Below are 20,227 nucleotides of genomic sequence, written 5' to 3'. Positions count from 1 at the left end.
GGCCTTTGGGGAAGGGCCGGGTCCGATATGGGGAAACTATCGATCGTCCAACGCCTGTGGGCGACGACCGCGCTGGTCGCCGCGTCTTTGATGGCCGTGTTCTTCGTGGGCTATTCGGGCTCGCTTCAAGTCGAGGCCGCCGACGCCAAAGCGCTAGAGATCGCCAAAGCCCGTAACAGTCAAATGCGGGCGGATATGATGCACGACGGACTTCGGGCCGTCGTCCTGAGATCGTTTTTCGACTCGAACCACGGCGGACGCCAAAAGGACGAAGTCAAAGCCGAAGTCAAGGAATTCAGCGACACGTTCATGTCGAGCCTGGACGAAATCGACACGTCCCATGTCCCGCAGAACGTCAAAAAGCTCGTCGCCGACGTCCGGCCAGACCTCGAATCCTACAGCCGGGCGGCGGTCGATACCGTGGCGATGTCGTACCGTGACTTGAGGACGGCGGAAGCCTCCTATCCCGAGTTTCAAGCCGCCTTCGAAAAGCTCGAAAGCAGCATGGGATCGTTGAACGACGAGATCGAAGTCCAGGTTCAAGCCACGGCCAAGCAAGCCGAACACCTCCAGAAGTCGGTCCATACCGTCCAAATCTGGACCGGGATCGTCGCGATCGCGGTCTGTGCTTTCATCCTCTTCCGGATCAGCCGTTCGGTCAAGTCGGGACTGGCCCTGTTGACCGAACGGCTGGAGACGATCGCCGACCGATGTCTCGCAAGCCTGTCCGGCACGATCTTGGCGATGCAGCAGGGCGATATGACGCGCCGTTGTTCGTCCGATACGCAGCCGATCTCCTATCGGTCAGAAGACGAGATCGGTCGGGCGATCCGCACCTTCAACAAGATGCTCGACTCGACCCACGGGACGATGGACGCCTTGAACAGGTCTCTCGACGGTCTCGAACAGACCATCACCGAGGTCCGGCGGAGCGCGACCGGCGTCGCCGGATCCGCTGACAGCGTCAATCGGTCGTCCACCGGTGCCGTCGAGTCGGCACGATCGATCGCCGAAGCCACGTCCCAGGTCGACGACGCAGGCCATCAGTCCTCTCAGACCGCCCAGATGATGGCGACGAACAGCGAGCGGCTCGCCGTCTCGGCGAACCAAGCGTCCCACGCCATGGAAGAGCTTCAATCCGCACTCGACGGTTTGATCGAAGGTGGACACGCCCAGAACGACGCCAACGTCCGGGCGAGGTCCGTGGTCGCGGTCGGGAGCGAGGCGATCGGGACGACGATCGCAAGCATGGTGAAGATCGAGTCGCAAGTCCAATCGTCGTCTCTGGCCGTCCACGACCTAGGGGCTAAACAGGCGAGGATCGGCGCGATCGTTCAGACGATCGACGGGATCGCCGAGCAGACCAACCTCCTCGCCTTGAACGCCGCGATCGAAGCCGCCCGGGCCGGAGAACACGGTCGAGGGTTCGCCGTCGTCGCAGACGAGGTGCGTAAGTTGGCCGAGCAGAGCAGTTCTGCGACGAAGGAGATCACCGAGCTGATCGACGAGATCCGCGCCGGCGTCCAGCGCGCCGTCGCCGCCATGGACGAGAGCGCCCGAGAAGTCAAGGCCGGAACCGAGTCGAGCGGCGCCGCCCGGTCGTCGTTAGACGACATCCTGCAGTCCATCGGCGAAGTCGAGACCATCGCGCTCGACAACCGGAGCCGCATCGATCAAATGTCGTCGAGCGTGAAGACGGTCGTCGACACGGTCAAGTCCGTTGCCGGGTTCACCCAAGACTCCGCGGCCGCAGCCCAGGAACTCAGCGCGATCAGCGAAGAAGTGTCGGCCTCGGCGTCGACCGTCAGCCAGATGATCCGCGAGCAGACGAACGAACTCGGCGGACTGGACGAACTCGCCAAATCGCTCTCGCGGGAAGCCGAACGGCTCGAGGAGATGTTCGAAAAGTTCAGGACGACGGACAAGGGCGAGGACGGACCACTCCGCCTCGCCGCTTGATCCCGTTCCGGACTTGCGTCAGATGCGCTGCTGGCGTTTGCGCAAGAACGCAGGGATGTCGAGGTCGATTTCGTCGATCTCGATCTCCTTCGGCGCACCACGGGTCCCGGCCGGTGGCTGGGCAGGTTGGACTTCCCGCGCGGGACGTACGACCGGCTCAGCGAACACCTCGGCATCGAGCCGGACGGGGGCTGTGGACTCCATTCCAGCGGCCAGTACGGTCACCAAGACGTCGTCCCCGAGCGCCTCGTCGATCACTTGACCCATGAAGACCGAAGCGTCTTCCGCGTCAGTCATTTGGAGCAGGTACTCCATCGCGTCGTAGGCTTCGCCGATCGAAAAGTCAGGGCCGCTCGTGATGTTGACGAGCAACCTCGTCGCACCGTGGATCCGGGTCTCGAGGAGGGGAGACGACGCTGCGGCCTCGGCCGCGACCCGGGCCCGTTGCTCGCCGACCCCACGGCCCATACCCATCAGCGCGATGCCCGCGTCCTTCAGCACGGACTTGACGTCGGCAAAGTCGAGGTTGACCAGTCCCGGCCGGGTCACGATGTCCGAAACGCCTTGGACGCCCATCCGAAGGACGTCGTCGGCGATGACGAACGCGTCCCCAAGGGAGGTCTTGCGCTCGACGACCTGGATCAGGTTGTCGTTCGGGATGACGATGACCGTGTCGGTCCGTGCGGCCAGGCTGTCGAGCCCGGACTGCGCGTTCTTCTTTCTGCGGGGCCCTTCGAATCCGAACGGTCTCGTGACGACGCCCACCGTCACTGCGTCCATCCGCTTGGCCAGTTCTGCGACGAACGGCGCAGCTCCCGTGCCGGTACCGCCACCCATTCCGGCCGTGACGAAGACCATGTCGGCGCCCTCGAGCAGTTCGCAGATGATCTTTTCCGACTCCTTCGCCGCTTGATAGCCCTTTTCTGGGTCACCACCCGTGCCGAGCCCCCGAGTGGCCGACTCGCCGATCATCACGCGGGTCGGAGCCAGGCACTCTTCGAGGGCCTGACTGTCCGTGTTCAAGGCGATGAACTCGACGCCCTGGACGCCGGAACTGACCATTCGGTTGACGGCGTTACAACCGCCGCCGCCGACACCGACGACTTTGAGGACTGCTTGGAATTCGAAAAGGTTTTTGGGGCTCATGGCGTTGTCGACACCCCCGACACGGGATGGATCGTGTGTCAGGACGCCACGTCCGGAGGGAAAGGCGCGGAAAGTTTTCCACAAGGTCGGAGGGCCTTAGCCCTCGCGGGACGACCTGTCCGACGATTCCAGGACCTGCCGCGTCTGCTCGGTGCGGAACCGCTCGAGCCTGTCGGAGAGGACCGGGTCCGACACCGCCAGGATCTGGACGGCGAGCAACCCTGCGTTACGGGCGTTGCCGATCGCGACCGTCGCGACGGGGATTCCCGCGGGCATCTGGACGATCGAATAGAGGGAATCGAGTCCCGACAGCGCCTTGGATGAGACCGGGACGCCGACGACGGGCAGGGTCGTCATGGAGGCGACCATCCCGGGCAGGTGCGCCGCACCGCCCGCCCCGGCTATGATGACCTTGAGCCCCCTGGACTTGGCCGTTTTGGCGTAGTCCACCATCCGGTCAGGCGTCCGGTGCGCACTGACGACGGTGAGTTCGTAAGGTACGCCGAACTCCTTTAAGGCGTCTTCGGCCGCGGTCATCGTGTCCAGGTCGGAGACCGATCCCATGATGATCCCGACCAAAGGCTCTGCCATGGACTTAGAGTACCGCCACGGCCGTCCCCAGGCCCTTTCCGGCGTCCCGGTACGCTCCGGGCATGCCTGCAAAACTCCTTGACGGTAAGTCGCTCTCGGGCCAGGTCCGGTGCGACCTCGCGGACCGGGTCGCCGCCCTTCGGGAGCGCGGGATCACGCCTCGGATCGAAGCGGTCGTGGCCGCACAAGACCCTGCGAGTCTGGCCTATGTCCGCATGAAACGTGCCTGGGCCGAAAAGGCCGGAATGGTCAGTGGAAGCTTCGAAGTCGGCCCGGACACGCCCGAGGACGCCGTCCTCGAGCAGATCTGGAAGCTGAACCAAGAGGACGACGTGCACGGCGTCCTCGTCCAGCACCCGCTGCCGGGCCACATCGACGAAGACCGTTGCCTCAACGCCCTCGATCCGGACAAGGACGTCGACGGGATCACCGCCGCTTCGCTCGGGCGTCTGACGGCAGGACTTCCCGGCTTCCGGTGCGCCACCCCCATGGGGATCATGACGCTACTGGACCACTACGAGATCGACTGCACGGGCCGGCATGCCGTCGTCATCGGACGCTCCGTGATCTTGGGCAAGCCCGCCGCGCTGATGCTCCTGGAAAAGAACGCGACCGTCACGATCGCCCACTCTCGGACCCGTGACCTGCCGTCGCTGGTCAGACTCGCAGACATCGTCGTGGCGGCCGTCGGCAAGCCGGAGTTCGTCCAAGGATCGTGGTTGAAACCAGGTGCGGTCGTCGTCGACGCAGGATACAACAAGGTCGAAGGACGCGCGACCGACGTCGGGGACTGCGACTACGAGGCGTGCGCCGCTGTCGCATCGTGGATCACTCCCGTGCCAGGCGGTGTCGGGCCGATGACGGTCGCGAGCCTTTTGGAGAACACGGTCAGGGCGGCTGAAGCACGCTTGAGCCGAAGCGGATAGGCGGCCCGTCGGGACCAAACCTCCCGGCGCGCCTCACGTAAACTCGGCGACTGATGGCGTACCGCGACTTCCAGCACTTCCTCGACGAGCTTCAAGCCAAAGGAGAGCTCCGGAGGATCGGACAGGCGGTCAGCCCGTATCTTGAGATCACCGAGATAGCGGACCGCGTCATGAAGTCCGGCGGCCCCGCGCTCTTGTTCGAGAACGTTCGAGGGCGTCCGATGCGCCTCGGCTCTCCCGACCCCACGAGCGCCGTCATGGGCAGGCCGTCGATCCACCTCCCGGCCTTCGGCGGAGCCTCTCCGGGCGAAACCGTCTACGACGTGCCCGTCGCGATCAATACGATGGGATCCCGACGAAGGATGTCGCTGGCCCTCGGTTGCGCCGACTTCGAAGAGCACGCCGAGAGGCTCCGGAGTCTCGTCAAACTGCCTTCCGACCCGCCCAAGTCCCTCCAAGACGCCCTTAAAGCGGCACCGATGCTGCTGCAGACCCTTCAGTCGACCAAGCCGAAAACCGTGTCTTCGGCCCTTTGCCAAGAACATGTCGTGACGGGGGCCGACATCGACCTGACGTCGCTACCCGTCCTCACGTGCTGGCCCGAAGACGCCGGCCCGTACGTGACCCTCCCGATGGTCTTCACCCACGACCCTCGGACGGGGAAGCGGAACGTCGGGATGTACCGTGTCCAGGTCCAAGGCAAGGACGAGTGCGGCATGCACTGGCAGATGCACAAGACAGGCATGAGGCACATGGAGGACGCCGGCGCAGAAGGACGGCGCATCCAGGTGGCGGTCTGCCTCGGCGGCGACCCGGCGTACATGTTCAGCGCCATTTCGCCGCTGCCGCCCGGGATCGACGAGATGGTGTGGGCCGGTTTCCTGCGCCGAGAACCCGTGAAGCTCGTCCGGTGCAAGACGATCGACGTGCACGTCCCCGCCGACTGCGAGATGGTCCTCGAAGGCTTCGTCGACCCCTCCGAAAGGCGGCTCGAAGGACCGTTCGGTGACCATACGGGTTACTATTCCCTGGCCGAGGACTTTCCCGTGTTCCATGTCACGTGCATGACGTCGAGGGAGCGGCCGGTGTGGCCGGCTACGATCGTCGGACGGCCTCCCATGGAGGACGGTTGGATGGGTAAAGCCGTCGAGCGGATCTTCTTACCGCTCATCCAGATGACCGTGCCGGAGATCGTCGACATGAACCTTCCGGTCGAGGCGTGTTTCCACAACGTCGCCTTTGTCTCCATCCGTAAGAAGTATCCCGGCCATGCGTACAAGGTCATGAACGCCCTGTGGGGCCTGGGCGGCCTCGCGTTTACAAAGTTCGTTTACGTCTTTGACGAAGATTGCGACGTGCAAGACCGGGACGAGGTGCTCTTCCGTCTTGGCGCCAATTGCGATCCAGGCCGCGACGTCCTTCATTCGAAAGGCCCCGTCGACCAACTCGACCATGCTTCGCAACAAGAAGGCTTCGGAGGAAAGCTCGGTTTCGACTGCACGCACAAGTGGCCGGGTGAGAACGGGTTCTCACGGCCGTACCCGAAACTGATCGCCATGTCCGACGACGTGAAGAGAAAGGTCGACGCGATGTGGCCCGGACTCGGACTCGACCGATGACGGACATCGAGTCCTGATCAGACCCGACTCGGTGCACAATGAAGGCTGTGCCCAAGGTCAGCGTGCTGACGCCGACGTTCGATCACGCCCGCTACGTGGGCGAATGCGTCGAAAGCGTGCTCGGACAAACGTTCGAGGACTGGGAAATGATCGTGGTCGACGACGGATCGACGGACGGTACACCGGACATCGTCGAAGGCTATCGCGACTCCCGTATCCGGATCCTTCGAAGGCCGCACTCCGGGATCGGTGCTCTCTGCGACACCTACAATGCGGCACTGCGCGAAGCCTCGGGAGCGTACGTCGCCATCCTCGAAGGCGACGATACTTGGCCGCCGGGCAAACTCAAGAACCAAGTGCCCGAATTGGAGGGTTCCGACGCCGTTTTGGTCAGTGGACCGACCCTCATGGTCGACGATGAAGGTCGGACGGTGACCCGGATCCCCGAAGTCCGGCCATCGACCGAAGGTCTGACGAACAGCCCGCTCGGCTCGGGGCCGCTCGCCCTGCTTCACCCGAGCCACCTCACGTTCACGTTCCCGGTCTCGACCGTCTTAAGGCGTGCGGCGCTGGAATCCACCGGAGGGTTCCGGTCGCGCCCGTACCTGCCCGTCGTCGACCTGCCCACGTTCGTCGCGGTCGGGGAGTACGGCCCGTTCCGCTGGGTCGACGACGTGAGCGGACATTGGCGGAGGCACAAAGGTTCGACAACCTCGGGGAACCTGCCGGCGATCTTGGACGGCGCCTACCGACTGGCCCGTGAGTGGTGCGAAGACCGGGCACCGATGTTCGACCTTCCCAGCGGGTCGGTCGATAAGCTCTTAGACGCTTGGTCGGCGTTCATGGCCCACCGCTTCGTCTTGCTCTCGCTCGAGCTCCTGGGACAAGGCGACCACACCGGAGCTGAGAAAGCGGTCCGGCTTGCCTCGACGTTCAGGGGCCCGCTCAAAAGGAGGCTGAAGACGACGGCCGCACAAGCTTGCGTCCGACTGCGGCTTCCGGAGAGGGTCGCGCAAAGAGTCACGAGGACGGACGCCGGAGCCCGGCTGAACCGGTATGAATCCCTCGTCGATCGGGGCATGCTCGACAGGGCCCCGTGGCTGACGACCTCCCGGAAGCCTTCCCCGCAGGAATGAGGGAATCCGACCGTCGGCCGTAAGAAAAGTAGAAAATTCCGTCAAGTCAACGGCGAAAACGTCCAACAAGAAGACTGTGTCCGACTCTCTCTACGGTTGGAGGGGCTATCTGCAAGTGCCGACGCGACCGTGCCTTTGGCACGGCTGGATCGTCGCGACCGAAGGCAGGATCTCGATCTTCGAGACGTCGGAAACGGGACTGGACACCGGGACGGTGTGCCGACTGATCGTCACGAAGAGGGGCTTCATCGAGGACTACGAGACGACCGTTCTTGGCGTCTCCGGCAAGCACGTCGTCCTTCAGACCGACGTGTGCAAGGTCTTGCCCGGAGGACCTCAGGACGGAAGACGGATCGACGACCAACTGGCAGCGAGGGCCCTGCTCGAGTCGGGCGCCCTTCCCCTTGAAGTCGTCGACATGAGCTCGAGAGGTTTCGGCTACCTGAGCGCTGTCGCGCTGCCCGACGGGCAGGATTTGGAATTCGAGTTCTTCTTGCCGGACCGATTGGTCGTAGCGAAGGGCCACGTCGCCCACCAACGTCCTGCCGAGGGATCGGGTTGGCGAGGCGGTTGCCGCTTGCAGTTCGCCTCGCGGCTCGACCACCTCGCCTGGAACAGGCACCTTGAATCGCCGTTGCCGAAGCGGCCCGTCAAAACAGACCGCCTTCTGCCGCGTCACCCGTTCCCACAATCGGGTGACGCCGCCTAGAGGGCGGACACGTCGTCGAACGGGCCCGACCGGAACCCAAGGTCTTCCGCATAGTCCGATGTCCCGCCCTCGATACGGTAGTGGCTCAAGACTCCTGATTCCGGCAATCCGTCCGGGCGGACGTGCAACCGTTTCGCGAGCGAGTCGACGGCGAGACCGCTGAACTCCGTTTCGCACAGAGGGTCGGACCACGACTTCTGTGTGGCCAGGAACCGGGCGTCAGGCCGGTACTCCGAGAGGACGAACAAGGACAAAGGCCGTCGGGTCGCACCGCCCCACTGTGACCGAGGCGTCCGGTACGGGTAGATCGGAACCTTGGTCGAGAACGAAATCCTCAAGGTCACCGTTTGGACGCGGGTTTCGGGCGATGTCACCTTCAGGGCGACGAAGTACCAATGCCGGGACGTGTACGCGCTGAGATAGCGATCGACGTCTTCCGGGGTCACATACCCGTTCGCCCGTAGCCATTTCGCAAGTCCCGAAGAGTCCGTCGAGCGGACGACCGTCGCTGTCAGGGGGCCGATCGTTGCCGTCTCGACGACCTCGACAGGACGACCGGCTCCACCGGCTCCACCCCGGGACCGAGAGGCCGGCCCCGACGCGGTCGGGTTCGGCAGGAACGGGCGGATGAAGTCCGCCAAGTCCGGCAACGTCTCGTCGTCGACTTCGGCGATGGTCGGCCGTGACGGTACGGGAACCAGAAACCCGAAGTCCTTGGCTTGCGAGTCGAACACCGCCCTTCGGACGAAATGCTCGACCGACGTCCGAGCGTCGAACGCGATCAGGGCCGACTCCCCCGTCAACCTCACTAGGGGCCCCGAAGAGACCGACGCGCACGGACACGCGTTGACGGCGGCATGAAGGCTGAACGCGACGGCGACCTGGCGGAAGACCATGCCTCCTCAGACACACTTGACGTCCGGGGGGTTACACGACCCTCTGCGAAGGTCAGTCGCGGTACGGATCGACCACGTCGTCGCCCGCCATCGCCACCCCGATCGGCTTCAGCGTGTGCAGGACGCGGACGGTCGAAGCGTGGTGGCCGAGCACGTCCGGCAACCGCTTGTAACAGTGGGGGGACTCGTCCGTGCCCGCACCTCGAAGTTCGACCCCCGCCTGCTTCACCCACTTGTGCATCATGTCATGAGTGACCTTTCCGCCCTCGCGCTTTCCCTTTCGGAGGCGTCCGGCGGCCTGCGTCCTCGACATGACCCGACCGGCACCGTGAACGGTCGACCGGAACGCCGCGACCGCGTCGTGACCGTCGACGCCCTCCAGGATTACGGACATGTCGCCCATGGAACCGCCCACGAAACCTTTTTGGCCCGGGAACGCCGGGGTCGCCCCCTTGCGGACGACCCACAGGTCTTCGCCGAGGTGACGCTCTTTCCACGCGAAATTGTGATGGTTATGGACGTCCTCGAGGATCTTCGCACCGAGGATCTTCGCCACGCGTGCGCAGACCCAATCACGGCCGGCGTACGCGTATCGCCCTGCCAAAGCCATCCCGGTCAGATAGTCGGTTCCGAGCGACGAGCGGTCGTGGAACGTGACCGGATCGACGAACATGCCGCCCGAGCCTCCGCCTGCCTCGATAAAGTGGCTGGCGACACGGTGCCCGAAGCCCCGCGACCCAAAGTGGACACCGATCCAAACGCGCTCGCCGTCGTCCAAGAAGACGTCGACATAGTGGTTGCCGCTTCCGACCGTCCCGAGTTGTTCCCGGGCTTTGTCCTTCCATGCCTTGAAGGGCAGGTCGTTCCAAGCGGGATCGTCGAACAGTTCATGGTCGACCCGTTCCTGGTTTTTCATCCCGACTCCGAAGCTGACCTTCGCAAAGACGTCGTCCATGATCCGGGCGATCTTTCTCCGGGCTTCCTTAGCCGGCATGTCCGTGAGAACGGCCTTGTTGCCGCACGCGATGTCGAACCCGACCCCGCTCGGGCTCACCTTGTCCCGATAGGCGACGACGCCTCCGATGGGCATGCTGTACCCGACGTGATGGTCGGCCATCAAAGCCGCCCCCACGACGGACGGATCGGCCGCACAGTTCTGGATCTGCAGGACGGCGTCGGTATCGACGGGGTCTCCCCAAACGTTTACGGATTCGAAGGTCTTCATCGGGCTGTCACCTTGCTCTTGACGTGTCGACGCATCGACGGAGGTTCGGGCAGGAAGGGCTTTGACGGCCCGCCGTCGTCGAAGGTTTCTCCGGTCCCATATCGGGCCGTAGGCCAACGCTGGGCCCGCCGTGCAAAACTCGCGACATGACGTTGGCGTCCGTCGCTCTGCTAACCTTGCTGCCGTCCATGCAAGCCCGGTACCTTCGCACCGAGTACCTTATCGACCCGCTCGCCCTTCAGACGCGGACGCCGCGCTTTTCGTGGGAGATCGATGACGACCGCTATGGTTCGGTCCAGAGCGCGTACCAGATCGTCGTGGAGTCGGGCGGAAAGGTCGTCTGGGACTCCCGCAGGACGACGTCGAGGGAGCAGTCCCAAATCACGTACCAGGGCGCGCGCCTGACGAGCGGACAGGACTGCGTCTGGAAAGTCCGGTTGTGGGACGGTCATGGCAAAGAGGGGACATGGAGCCGCCCGGCAAAGTTCCGGACCGGTCTGGATCCGGCCGACTGGAAAGGGCGCTGGATCACGGCCGACGTGACGGTCCCCGAAGTCCGACCGGCTTCGAACGGCTACCACTCGGAGATGTCCAAGGATCCGAAACATTCCCGTTGGATCGTCGTCGACCTCGGAAGCGCCCAGGATTTCGACGAAGTCCTCCTACATCCAGCCCGACCGTTCGACTATCGGGACACGCCCGGGTTCCTGTTCCCGGTCGCATACTCGATCGAGACGGCTGCGACTCCGGAATTCACGGGCGTAACGCCCCTCGCGACCGCTCGGCAGGGCGATAAGCCGGGGGCGGAGCCGGTCAGGGTCGCGGTCGGTCCGGCCAACGGGCGTTATGTCCGATTGACCGTGTCCGAGACCCGTGAGCGCGACGGCGGAGTCTTTGGGGTCGCCCTGGCCGAGATCCAGGTCCTGTCGAAAGGAAAGGTCGTCTCTCAGGGGGCTACGGTCTCGGCCGACTCGTCCATTGAGAACGGCGTCTGGGGCGTGAAGAGGTTGACGGACGGGGACACCGTTTCGCACAACGTGACCGGGCTCGACTCTTTGCCCGTCCAATACCTACGTAAGGACTTCGACCTTGACCGAAAGGTGAGGAAGGCCGTGCTGTACGCGACGGCCTTGGGGCTCTATGAAGCCCGACTGAACGGCCGGAAGGTCGGCGACCGTCTCCTCTCCCCCGAGTGGACGGACTACCGGACCAGGGTCCAATACCAGGCGTACGACGTGACCGGCCTGTTGAAACAGGGCGGAAACCGCTGGGACGTCGCTCTGGGAGACGGCTGGTATGCGGGACGGATCGGAATGAGCCAATCCCTCGATCCAAGGCGCTATCCCCGGGCCGTCTATGGGCGGCGCACGCACTTCCTGGGTCAGATCGAACTCGAATACACTGACGGGACGAAGGCCTTCGTCCCGACCGATTCCACCTGGATCGCGGACACCGATGGCCCGATCCGGTCCGCCGACCTTTACGACGGAGAACGGACGGTCTTGGGTCAGGAGGCCTTTGAAAAGGGGAGCGTCCCTGTCCGGACGGCGGACGGGCCCGAAGAGGGCTTCCGCCCCGAACTCGTTGCCCAGACGAACGAAGCCATCCGCCTCGTCGAAAGGATCCGACCGCTCAGCGTGACGGAGCCGAAACCAGGCGTGTACGTCCTCGACATGGGGCAGAACATGGTCGGGTGGATCCGAGCGAGGATGACGGCAAAGCAAGGGGCTAAGGTCGTCGTCCAGTACGCCGAAATGCTGAACGAGGACGGGACGGTCTACACCGAGAACCTGCGTGGCGCGCCGCAACGCGACACCGTCGAGTTCTCGCAGTCCACGACGGCCGAGTGGCACCCGCGCTTCACCTATCATGGGTTCCGGTACGTTTCGATCGAAGGACTGTCCGAGAAGCCGGACGTGACCGACGTCACGGGCGAAGTGTTCTGCAGCTCCTCCAAGGAGACCGCCCGGTTCGACACCTCGAATCCGATGGTCGACCGTCTCTGGCAGAACATCTTCTGGACGCAACGGGCCAACCTCATGAGTTCGCCGACCGACTGCCCGCAACGCGACGAACGGCTCGGCTGGATGGGAGACATCCTCGCGTTCGCCCAGACGGCCTACTTTAACATGGACATGTCGGGATTCTTCACCAAGTGGTTGCAAGACGTCCGCGACGCCCAAGCCGACAACGGCATGTATCCCGACTTCGCACCGCACCCTTACGGCAAGAACGACCGATTCACGGGAGTGCCCGGATGGGGAGACGCGGGCGTCGTCTGCGCATGGGTGCACTATCGGAACACGGGGGACACGGCTTTGCTCGCGGCCCACTATCCGTCCATGAAGCGCTGGGTCGACTGGATCTCTTCGAAAAACCCGGACGGCGTCTGGACGAACGAGCGGCACAACGATTACGGAGACTGGCTCAACGGGAACACCCTCGTCCGCGACGGGTGGGACGCCACAGGCAGTGAAATGCCCAAAGACGCCTTCGCGACCACGATGTGGTACCAGTCGGCCGACATGGTCTCCAAGACCGCGGCGGTCCTCGGCCACAAGACCGAGTCGCGAGAGTACCGGGCCATGGCCGACAAGGTCAAAACCGCGTTCCAAAAGGCGTACGTCGGCGCGGACGGGCGCATCAAGGGCGACACTCAAGCCGGATACGCCATGGCCCTTTACCTTGGCCTCGTCCCGGCCGGTCTTGAAAAGTCAGCGTTCGACCATATGGTGCACGGCATCGAAGCGAGGGGCGGCCACATGACGACGGGCTTCCACAGCACGCTGCCGATGATGGACGTCCTCAGTCGGAACGGTCGCACCGATATTGCTTACACCCTCCTCTTGAACACGACGTTCCCAAGTTGGGGTTATACGATCCAAAACGGGGCGACGACGATCTGGGAGCGTTGGGACGGCTATGTCAAGGGACGCGGCTTCCAGGATCCCGGAATGAACAGCTTCAACCACTGGGCGCTGGGCTCGGTCGGCGAGTGGATGATGAAGAAGGTAGGAGGCATCGCGCCCGGCGACCCGGGTTGGGCGACGTCCATCGTCGCACCGACGCCAGGACCCGGCATCGAATGGTCCAAGGCGTCGTACCTGTCTCCTCGAGGGCAGATCGACGTCTCGTGGAAAGTCGAAGCGGGGCGACTACGCCTTGAGGTCTCTGTTCCGGCGAACACCACGTGCCGCGTCCTCGTGCCTGGACCGGAAGGCGCCAAAATCGAAGTCGGACCCGATGATTCGGCCCGGGCCCATGCCAAGGTCTCGGGGCGGGACGGCTGGGCGACGGCGTTCGAGGTCGGATCGGGGCGCTTTACCTTCACGACCCCCTATGGTCCCTGACGCGGGAACGGTGACGGGCCCCTCCCTCGTTGACCGGAGTGGGAAGGGGTTCCGTCCATATGGTCGACGATGACCTGAGACCGAGGATCGAGAGGCTCGAAGCCGAGCTCGCTGAAATCAAATCGCTGCTCGAGGGAAGAGCGAGGGCAAGCCTTGAACCGGCGCCCGGTCCGGAGACCGCCGCGCCGCCATCGATGCGGGCAGAGCCCCCGATCGCCGTGGAGCCGCCGATCCGATGGCCCCCCGCCGCAGCCGCGCCGCCCGAACCGCCGCGTAACGAACCTGTAGGGGCCTCGTTTTTGACATCGCCACCGGGAACGACCTTCGTCCCCAAGAAGGTCAAGACCGAGCCGACCGTCCCCGCCGAAGACGGCGACGTCGAGTTCCGGATCGGTGGCAGGTATATGACGATCGCCGGAGCGGTCGTGGTCGTCCTTGGGCTGCTGTTCCTCGTCGTCCTCGCCGTCTCCAACGGTTGGATCACTCCGCCCCTGCAGTTCGCCGGAGAACTGGCGCTGTGCGCCGCGTTCGTCGGCATCGGACTGTGGAAGATCGACGAACGGGAGAATTTCGGACAGACGCTCGTGGGGGTCGGAGCCTGTGGCACCTATCTGAGCTTTGCCGGCGCATACGCCGCGAAACACGTGATCTCGTCACAGGCGATGATCGTCGCGTTCATCGCCGTCAGCCTGGCATGCTTGGCCCTTAGCTTCTGGAGGTCCAGTCAGGCCTTCTTCAGTCTGGGGCTGTTAGGCGGGTTCTTGGCCGTTGTCTTGCCCTTGCGTGAAGCGGACTTCGTGGCCGCGAGGTCGCTGCATCCGATCCTTCTCGTCCCTAGCGCGATCGTCGTCTGGCGCAAGCGATGGACGTACTTGGCGTATGCCCTTTTCTTCGTCTCTTGGACGGCGTCGCTCGCACCACTGGTCGTAGCCGCCGAGCGGGGCGCTCCGATGTGGCCGGCCCTGATCCCGTACTATCTGTTCGGGCTTGGTGCGACGGCCGCCTATGCCTTCGCGCGGCAGGACGCTCAAGAAGGCAAAGTTCCCGCGCTGGCCTATGGAGCTTCGACGGCCGTAGCCCTCATGCCGTTCTCCGTTTTTCCCTCCTTGGCTTCGCCCGTCGGAGCGTTGACGACGGGTCTTGTCGCGGTAGCGTTCGGTTTGCTGGCCCGCCTTCACCCTGACGTCAAAGTCCGGCAGGCGTTGACGGTCGGAGCGATGGTGACGGGTGCCCTGGTCGCCCCGTTCGCATTGACCAAGGCGCAAGCCGCAGGGGTCTACGCGGTCGAAGCGGCGGTCGCGGCTGTCCTCCTCTGGAAAAACGGATCGCTCGCCGCCTATCGATGGGCGGTCGCCCTGTGCTTGGCCGGAGGATCGGCGTCCTTTTTCGCTTTGGCGGTCGCGGTTTGGCCGCTCGCAAGGGCCGACCGCGTGGCCGGCGGCGTCGCCCCTTGGGTCGACGCCTTGACGGCCGTCGTACTGGCGCTCGTCGCGACCGCCGCCTCGAGCAAAGTGCCGGACGGGTCGATGGCTTCGGAGTCGAAAGCAGGCCTCGCGCTTCTGGCCGGAACCATGGTCGCCCGAGCTCCGTTCTTCGTCGGCATCCACGCCGGCTGGAGCGACGTCGTCGCTACCGTGACAGGTGCCCTCATGGCTCTGGTCTGCGCCTCGCTCTCGATCGTGCTCGCCAGGACGCTCGTCCCGACCCTAGTCGTCGGCGTCTTCCATGTCGTGTTCTTGACGGTCTCGCCGGCACTGACCTTTGCGCCGGCGACGCCAAAGCCGGTCCAAGCCCTGCTCATGTCGGTCTCACTCGCTGCGTTGGTGGCCGCATCGGTCGGTCGCGCCAAAATCCGCGCGGAAGGGACATCGGCCTTCGTCGTTTTGGCCGGTCTTGGCGGGATCGTGCCGTTTTGTTGGGCCGCCCAGGTCGGCTTGACGGCCCTTGGCTCCGAACCCATGCCGGCCCTTGTCTGTTCGATGGCCGTCTACTCGGCCCTTGTCGCCGTCATCGCCGTCAAGACCGGCTGGAACGATTTGGCTTGGACGTCGGCAGCCTACGCGGGTATCGCCGTCGCACCTTACGTCGTTCTCTTAGATTCCTCGGTTTCCGGTGCGGCTGCCTGGAGCCGGACAGGAGACCTTGTAGCGGCGTGCGCCCTCATGTTCGCGACCGTTTGTACCGCTTCCGCCATCGCCCGGGCTCTCGCAGACCGGGCAGGGACTGTCGCCGCTCTCGCCGCTGTCCCGTTCGGCCTGCTGGCCTGTCGCGCGGGCTACCTTCTCATGACCGCGCCGGGCGTCGGAGTGCAGAACGTGCTAGCCGTGCTGCTCAGCGCGTCCGTGTTCGCCTGTGCCCTCAGCGTCTGGTCTATCGTCAAGCGGTACGCAGAAGTGGCGTGGACGGCAGCGGCGTTCTTGGGGTTCGGGCTCGCGCTGTACCCGCCGATGAAGATCCCAGAGATCGGCCTCATCGTTCCGGCGACCCATTCCGTCGGCAGGACGGCCGACATGGCGTCCCTCGCCGCATTGTTCGCGACCGCCCTTTTGGTCGGCAGAGCCTTGTGGTCGGCCAAAGTCGAGCCTAAGACCGTCTTCAACCTCCTCGTCCCGGTGGAATGGGCGTTATGGGCGGGCCTTTTGATGCTGGCCTTGACGGCGCCCCCCTTCGCCGTAAAGTTCGACGCGTCCTTGTCGCTCGCTTGGATCGCCTATGGAGCCGCTCTGATCGCGTTCGGCTTCTGGAGAGGGGAACGGCTTCTGCGGTACTGGGGCTTGACCGTCTTCGGTTCGACGTTGGTCAAGGTCTTTTTCTACGACTTGGCCTTCCTCGAGGTCAACGTTAAAGTCGTCGTCTTCATCGGGTTCGGGATCGTCATGCTGACGGCGAGCCACGCCTACATCCGCTCCAAACGGTTCCAAAAACCTGGCTCCTAAAAAGAAAACGGCCGACAGGTGGAGAGGTACAAAACCCTGTCGGCCAAGTGTCTGTCGCGCATCCGGCTTTTGGTCGTCCTCACCGGTTCGCGCAATCCGCTGACTCCGTCTGGAGCGCTTCTGTACCTTCTAATTGGCAGCTCGGAAGGGAAACGTGACGCCGTGCAGGAAAAAGTCTGAAAATCGTCTGTTCCAGGTCGGATGACACGGCCGGCATGGGCCGGAACGACAAAACGGGCGCCGACCATGAAGGTCGACGCCCGCGCGTCGGACGGTGCGAAGGACGTTATGCGACGAATCCCAGTTCTTCCCGCAGGCCAGGGTTCCGACGAAGCGTTTCCACTGCGCGGGACACCCTTTTTCGCGCGTTGATCGGCGTCAGGTCCGACATTCGGGCGATCTCGTCAAAGGAGTAGCCGAACGCAAAACGCATGTGAAGCAGTTCCTGGTCGATGAGACTCAGGTCCGACAGTGCGGTCTCTAGAGCCGGCGATCCCGCCAAGATCGGCTCTGAAGAGTCCGGGGTTTCGATACCGTCGCAAAGCACGGTCTCGCGGCGCTTCCGGGAGTACGACCCGCGCCACCACGACCTGACGACGTTCTTCGCATAACCGCTGAGCCACGCGTCGAGGTTGCCGCGGTGGACGTCGAACTCGTCGATCGTATCGAACACGAGCGCGACACAATCCTGAAGAAGGTCCTCGGCGTCTTGGGCGGCCAAGCCCAGTGACAGGAATCGTCGCCGAAGGAATTCGCGGACATGGACGGCCAGCCGCTCCTCTTCCCTCCTGTCCCCGTTGGCGAACTGGACCGCCCAAAGGGACGGCCCTGAAAGCTCCTCTAATCGCGTCATTCGGTTGCCCCACAACCACCGGCCAAAGTACTTGCCCCCTGGCCCGTGCACAGGAGTATTGCCAACGCACTTTAAGTTTGTGACCGGCCCAACGACACTTCCCCAAAGTCAGGCAAATTTGACGGGGCGGCGGATTAGCGGACGGGACGGTCGTCCTGACTTTTGCCAGGAATCGGCGTCGAGTGTCACACGTGGCACCGGAATCGCGAACGAACCCTGTGCCGGTCGGCCGTCTCACAAGGACGGACACGGCGACGAAGAGAATGAGCGAGCCCACCGGATCTCAACAGCGACCTTCGATGGACTGCGAAGAGGTCAAAGACCTCCTCTACTTGTACGTCTCGGGCGAACTCGACGACGAAGAGGCTGCCGCCGTCGAGGACCACCTCGCATCGTGTCCCGACTGTCAGCTCGCCCGCGACGAGCACGCCGTCCTTCTCAAGACCCTGCCCGCAGGCTTCAGCAACCGCCGACTGTTCTACTACGCGAAGAACGTGTGACGGTCAGCGGGACGCCCAATCGTCGCCCAAGCTCCAGTCAGGACCGAACCAGCCCGTCGCCAGGACGCCCTTGCTACCCTTCGTCAACATTTCGGGCGAAGCCAAGAAGAAGTCGGCGTAATGGACGCCGGCCAGGAACGTGCTCAGGCGTTCCATCGTCCTGAACCCGCGAAGACTGGAGCCGCCGACCAGGGCCACGGACCCTCCAGCAGGGTTCGGCCGGACGAGCAGTAGGCCCAAATCGCCTTTGAACTCCTTGCCGCCGATCCGCACCGAGTCCGGACGGACCTCGAATCCCTTGGTCTCGAAGAGCGCCCGTCGCGTGCCGAGCGCGTTGAAGCCTCCATAAAAGACATAGTTGCCCGCTGGCAGCGTGGCCGGCAGCCCGTCGTCGCCGAACACGGGCGTCGAACCGTTCCCGCGGTACCACCACGTCTCCGCATCGAACCTCGCTTTGTCCCGCGCCGCGGCTGTTTCGACGGGTTTGCCGCCTGTCAGGTAGACGAGCCGGAACCCGTGATCGTAGGCGCTCTTGAACCCACCAGGACGCGACACGTCTTTACACGGCCCGTCCTGGACGCCTTCGGCCCACTGACCGGACTTCTTGACGAAGCGGCGGCCGCTCAGTTTCTGTCCGTCCAACTCCACTTCGGGTGCGTCCGCCATCCCTTTGGCCTCAAAAGCGATCGCGTGCACGTTGTCGGTCTTCGCGCTGATGCGCGATCCGTCCGGCCAGACCTGGGCTTCGACCCGGCTTGGCGCCAGGCTCTTTTCTTGGGACAGAACGCGGACGAACCCCTTCCTTGCTCCGACCTCGGGCCCCATGGCGACGAACTTGACCGTCCTTCTCTCGAGTGCTTGCGGCACGCGGAACCGGGAAAAGAAGTCGAACAGCGGCCGGTAGTCCTCGCAATTGGCGCCTGGCTCCGGATCGGTGTCGTACCAGTGTCCTTGGCCCGGCTCTTCGTGCCAATCGACCGCGCACTTCACGGGTTCCAGGGCCTTACGCATCGACCGCGCTTCCTCGACGGAGACGGTGTCGTCGGCCGCACCGTGGAGGACGTAGACGCCCAAACCTTCGGCGTTGTCGATGAATTTCAAAGTATCGCTCGCGTTCGCCGCACGGCGCAGCAACGTCTCGACCGGATCCGGCTCCTTCCAGTCCGCCGCGCCGGCGTACGACCAGAACGAGCACCAACCGGCGCAGGGAGCGATGGCGGCAAAGCGGTCAGATTCGAGAAGACCGATCGACCACGTACCGTGTCCCCCCATCGAGTGGCCGGTCAGGTAGACCCTGTCCGCATCGGGGTTCAAGTGGGCACGGGCGTCCTCGAGCGTTTCGAGGGCGTTCGTGCGGCCCCAGTCCTCCCAGTCGAACCCGAACGGACGACCGTTGGTCGGGCAGACGATGTCGCACCACGTCTTCGGGCCGTAGGCCCCGGCCTGTCCGCTCGCTTCGACTCCGGCACCGTGAAGACTGAGAACCAGACCTTTGGCATCGTCCGTCGATGCCGGCTGCACCGCGTAGTACTGGACCGACCCGTCGATGCGGCTGACGAACGTCCGCTTATACAGCGTGTGGGCGGGTTTGACCTCCACCTTGAACGCCGGGCCCTGAACGTCCTTGCCCTCCGATCGGAACACGACGCGCAGGTCATGGGTTCCGGGCTCTTCGAAGGATTTCTCCGGAAGGTAGACCACGGCCTTACGGACGGTCATCGGCCCGATTTCGAAGACCGACTGACGACCCTCCGATCCGTCGACCACGGCCCAAACGAGGCCTTTCACCTTTTGGTCCGTCGGGTTCGAGACGACGAACGAAGCGGGCAGCGAATCGTCGTTGCCGACCAAAAGGTCAGGGATCGTCGGATCGAGGTCCGTGACGGCGACCTCCGAGGAGACCTCACGCAACGCCGCTCGGACCCGTCCCCTTCCGACCGAGAACAGAAACGTGTTCTCCCCCTTGCTGACTTTGATCGGAAGCTGGACGAACCCGAAGCCATAGACGTCCCCTCCCCGGGGCACTCCGTTCACGTAGACCATCGAGTGACCGGCTGCGTCCAAGACCATCGTTTTGGACGCGTCGGACCGATAGGTAGCGAAGGCATAGCCGCCCTGCAAAGCCCGCCCCTCTAGCCAACCGTCCTCCTTCGCCTTTGCGGTCTGCCACGGCCGACCTGCGGTCTCGGTTCCGGCCTCCGGACGTTTCCATTTGCCGTCGACGATCGTTTGCGCGACGGGGTCGGTCGGGCACGGCGTCCGGCCCCCACTGGAGAACGGGCCGTAGACGAGGTAGTCGGTCAGCACCGCTGGCCCGGCCTGGAAGGTCGTCAAGGCAAGGGCGAAGGTTGCGAGCATGATGGTTTGATACCCGGTCGCGG

14 protein-coding genes are annotated in these 20,227 nt (G+C 64.1%); 8 read left to right on the top strand and 6 right to left on the bottom strand.

Annotated features, from left to right (window positions below):
- Positions 1–27: 27 nt before the first annotated feature.
- Entirely contained in the window at positions 28–1,959 is a 1,932-nt protein-coding gene (locus tag JST30_06825; protein MBS1714035.1) for a methyl-accepting chemotaxis protein, read from the top strand.
- Between the two features lie 18 nt (positions 1,960–1,977).
- On the opposite strand, the gene ftsZ is transcribed toward JST30_06825, so the two are convergent.
- Complete coding sequence (ftsZ, locus tag JST30_06820; protein MBS1714034.1) at positions 1,978–3,105, bottom strand: cell division protein FtsZ; 1,128 nt, start codon at positions 3,103–3,105, stop codon at positions 1,978–1,980.
- A 96-nt stretch (positions 3,106–3,201) separates the two neighbouring features.
- Positions 3,202–3,696 carry a 5-(carboxyamino)imidazole ribonucleotide mutase gene (purE, locus tag JST30_06815; GenBank protein ID MBS1714033.1) on the bottom strand — a complete coding sequence of 165 codons (495 nt, stop codon included), beginning with the start codon at positions 3,694–3,696 and terminating at the stop codon, positions 3,202–3,204.
- A 62-nt stretch (positions 3,697–3,758) separates the two neighbouring features.
- On the opposite strand from purE, the gene JST30_06810 reads away from it, so the two are divergent.
- The 4 genes from JST30_06810 (at position 3,759) to JST30_06795 (ending at position 8,086) form a co-directional block, all read left to right on the top strand.
- On the top strand, positions 3,759–4,622 hold the full coding sequence (locus tag JST30_06810; GenBank protein MBS1714032.1) for a bifunctional 5,10-methylenetetrahydrofolate dehydrogenase/5,10-methenyltetrahydrofolate cyclohydrolase: 864 nt from the start codon (positions 3,759–3,761) through the stop codon (positions 4,620–4,622).
- Between the two features lie 53 nt (positions 4,623–4,675).
- Positions 4,676–6,241: a menaquinone biosynthesis decarboxylase gene (locus tag JST30_06805; GenBank protein ID MBS1714031.1), complete on the top strand. Its 1,566-nt coding sequence runs from the start codon at positions 4,676–4,678 to the stop codon at positions 6,239–6,241.
- Between the two features lie 47 nt (positions 6,242–6,288).
- Positions 6,289–7,377: a glycosyltransferase family 2 protein gene (locus JST30_06800; protein MBS1714030.1), complete on the top strand. Its 1,089-nt coding sequence runs from the start codon at positions 6,289–6,291 to the stop codon at positions 7,375–7,377.
- A gap of 76 nt (positions 7,378–7,453) precedes the next feature.
- Entirely contained in the window at positions 7,454–8,086 is a 633-nt protein-coding gene (locus tag JST30_06795; protein ID MBS1714029.1) for a hypothetical protein, read from the top strand.
- Here JST30_06795 and JST30_06790 read toward each other — a convergent pair.
- Both JST30_06790 and JST30_06785 read right to left on the bottom strand, forming a co-directional pair.
- Positions 8,083–8,982, bottom strand: a complete 900-nt coding sequence (locus JST30_06790; GenBank protein MBS1714028.1) for a DUF2330 domain-containing protein — start codon at positions 8,980–8,982, stop codon at positions 8,083–8,085. The two genes, JST30_06795 and JST30_06790, sit on opposite strands and share 4 nt — an antisense overlap.
- 52 nt (positions 8,983–9,034) lie before the next feature.
- Positions 9,035–10,207: an RtcB family protein gene (locus JST30_06785; GenBank protein MBS1714027.1), complete on the bottom strand. Its 1,173-nt coding sequence runs from the start codon at positions 10,205–10,207 to the stop codon at positions 9,035–9,037.
- 146 nt (positions 10,208–10,353) lie between these two features.
- Here JST30_06785 and JST30_06780 point away from each other — a divergent pair, with 146 nt between their 5' ends.
- Together JST30_06780 and JST30_06775 are read left to right on the top strand one after the other, a co-directional pair.
- A complete protein-coding gene (locus tag JST30_06780) occupies positions 10,354–13,557 on the top strand; it encodes a family 78 glycoside hydrolase catalytic domain (protein MBS1714026.1) in 3,204 nt (1,067 codons plus the stop codon).
- A gap of 59 nt (positions 13,558–13,616) precedes the next feature.
- The gene (locus JST30_06775) at positions 13,617–16,493 is read left to right on the top strand and encodes a DUF2339 domain-containing protein (GenBank protein ID MBS1714025.1); all 2,877 of its coding nucleotides are present in this window, start codon (positions 13,617–13,619) and stop codon (positions 16,491–16,493) included.
- A 286-nt stretch (positions 16,494–16,779) separates the two neighbouring features.
- Here the strand turns inward: JST30_06775 and JST30_06770 are convergent, their stop codons facing one another.
- A complete protein-coding gene (locus JST30_06770) occupies positions 16,780–17,346 on the bottom strand; it encodes an RNA polymerase sigma factor (GenBank protein ID MBS1714024.1) in 567 nt (188 codons plus the stop codon).
- Between the two features lie 263 nt (positions 17,347–17,609).
- Between JST30_06770 and JST30_06765 the strand changes: the two genes are divergently transcribed.
- Positions 17,610–17,846 (top strand): zf-HC2 domain-containing protein, encoded by a 237-nt coding sequence (locus tag JST30_06765; GenBank protein MBS1714023.1) that lies wholly within the window; start codon positions 17,610–17,612, stop codon positions 17,844–17,846.
- A 3-nt stretch (positions 17,847–17,849) separates the two neighbouring features.
- On the opposite strand, the gene JST30_06760 is transcribed toward JST30_06765, so the two are convergent.
- Positions 17,850–20,204 carry a prolyl oligopeptidase family serine peptidase gene (locus JST30_06760; protein MBS1714022.1) on the bottom strand — a complete coding sequence of 785 codons (2,355 nt, stop codon included), beginning with the start codon at positions 20,202–20,204 and terminating at the stop codon, positions 17,850–17,852.
- Positions 20,205–20,227: the final 23 nt, after the last annotated feature.

It is taken from the genome of Armatimonadota bacterium (assembly GCA_018268395.1).
GTDB lineage: Bacteria > Armatimonadota > Fimbriimonadia > Fimbriimonadales > Fimbriimonadaceae > JAEURO01.
This window is presented reverse-complemented; position numbering and strand designations above follow the sequence as displayed.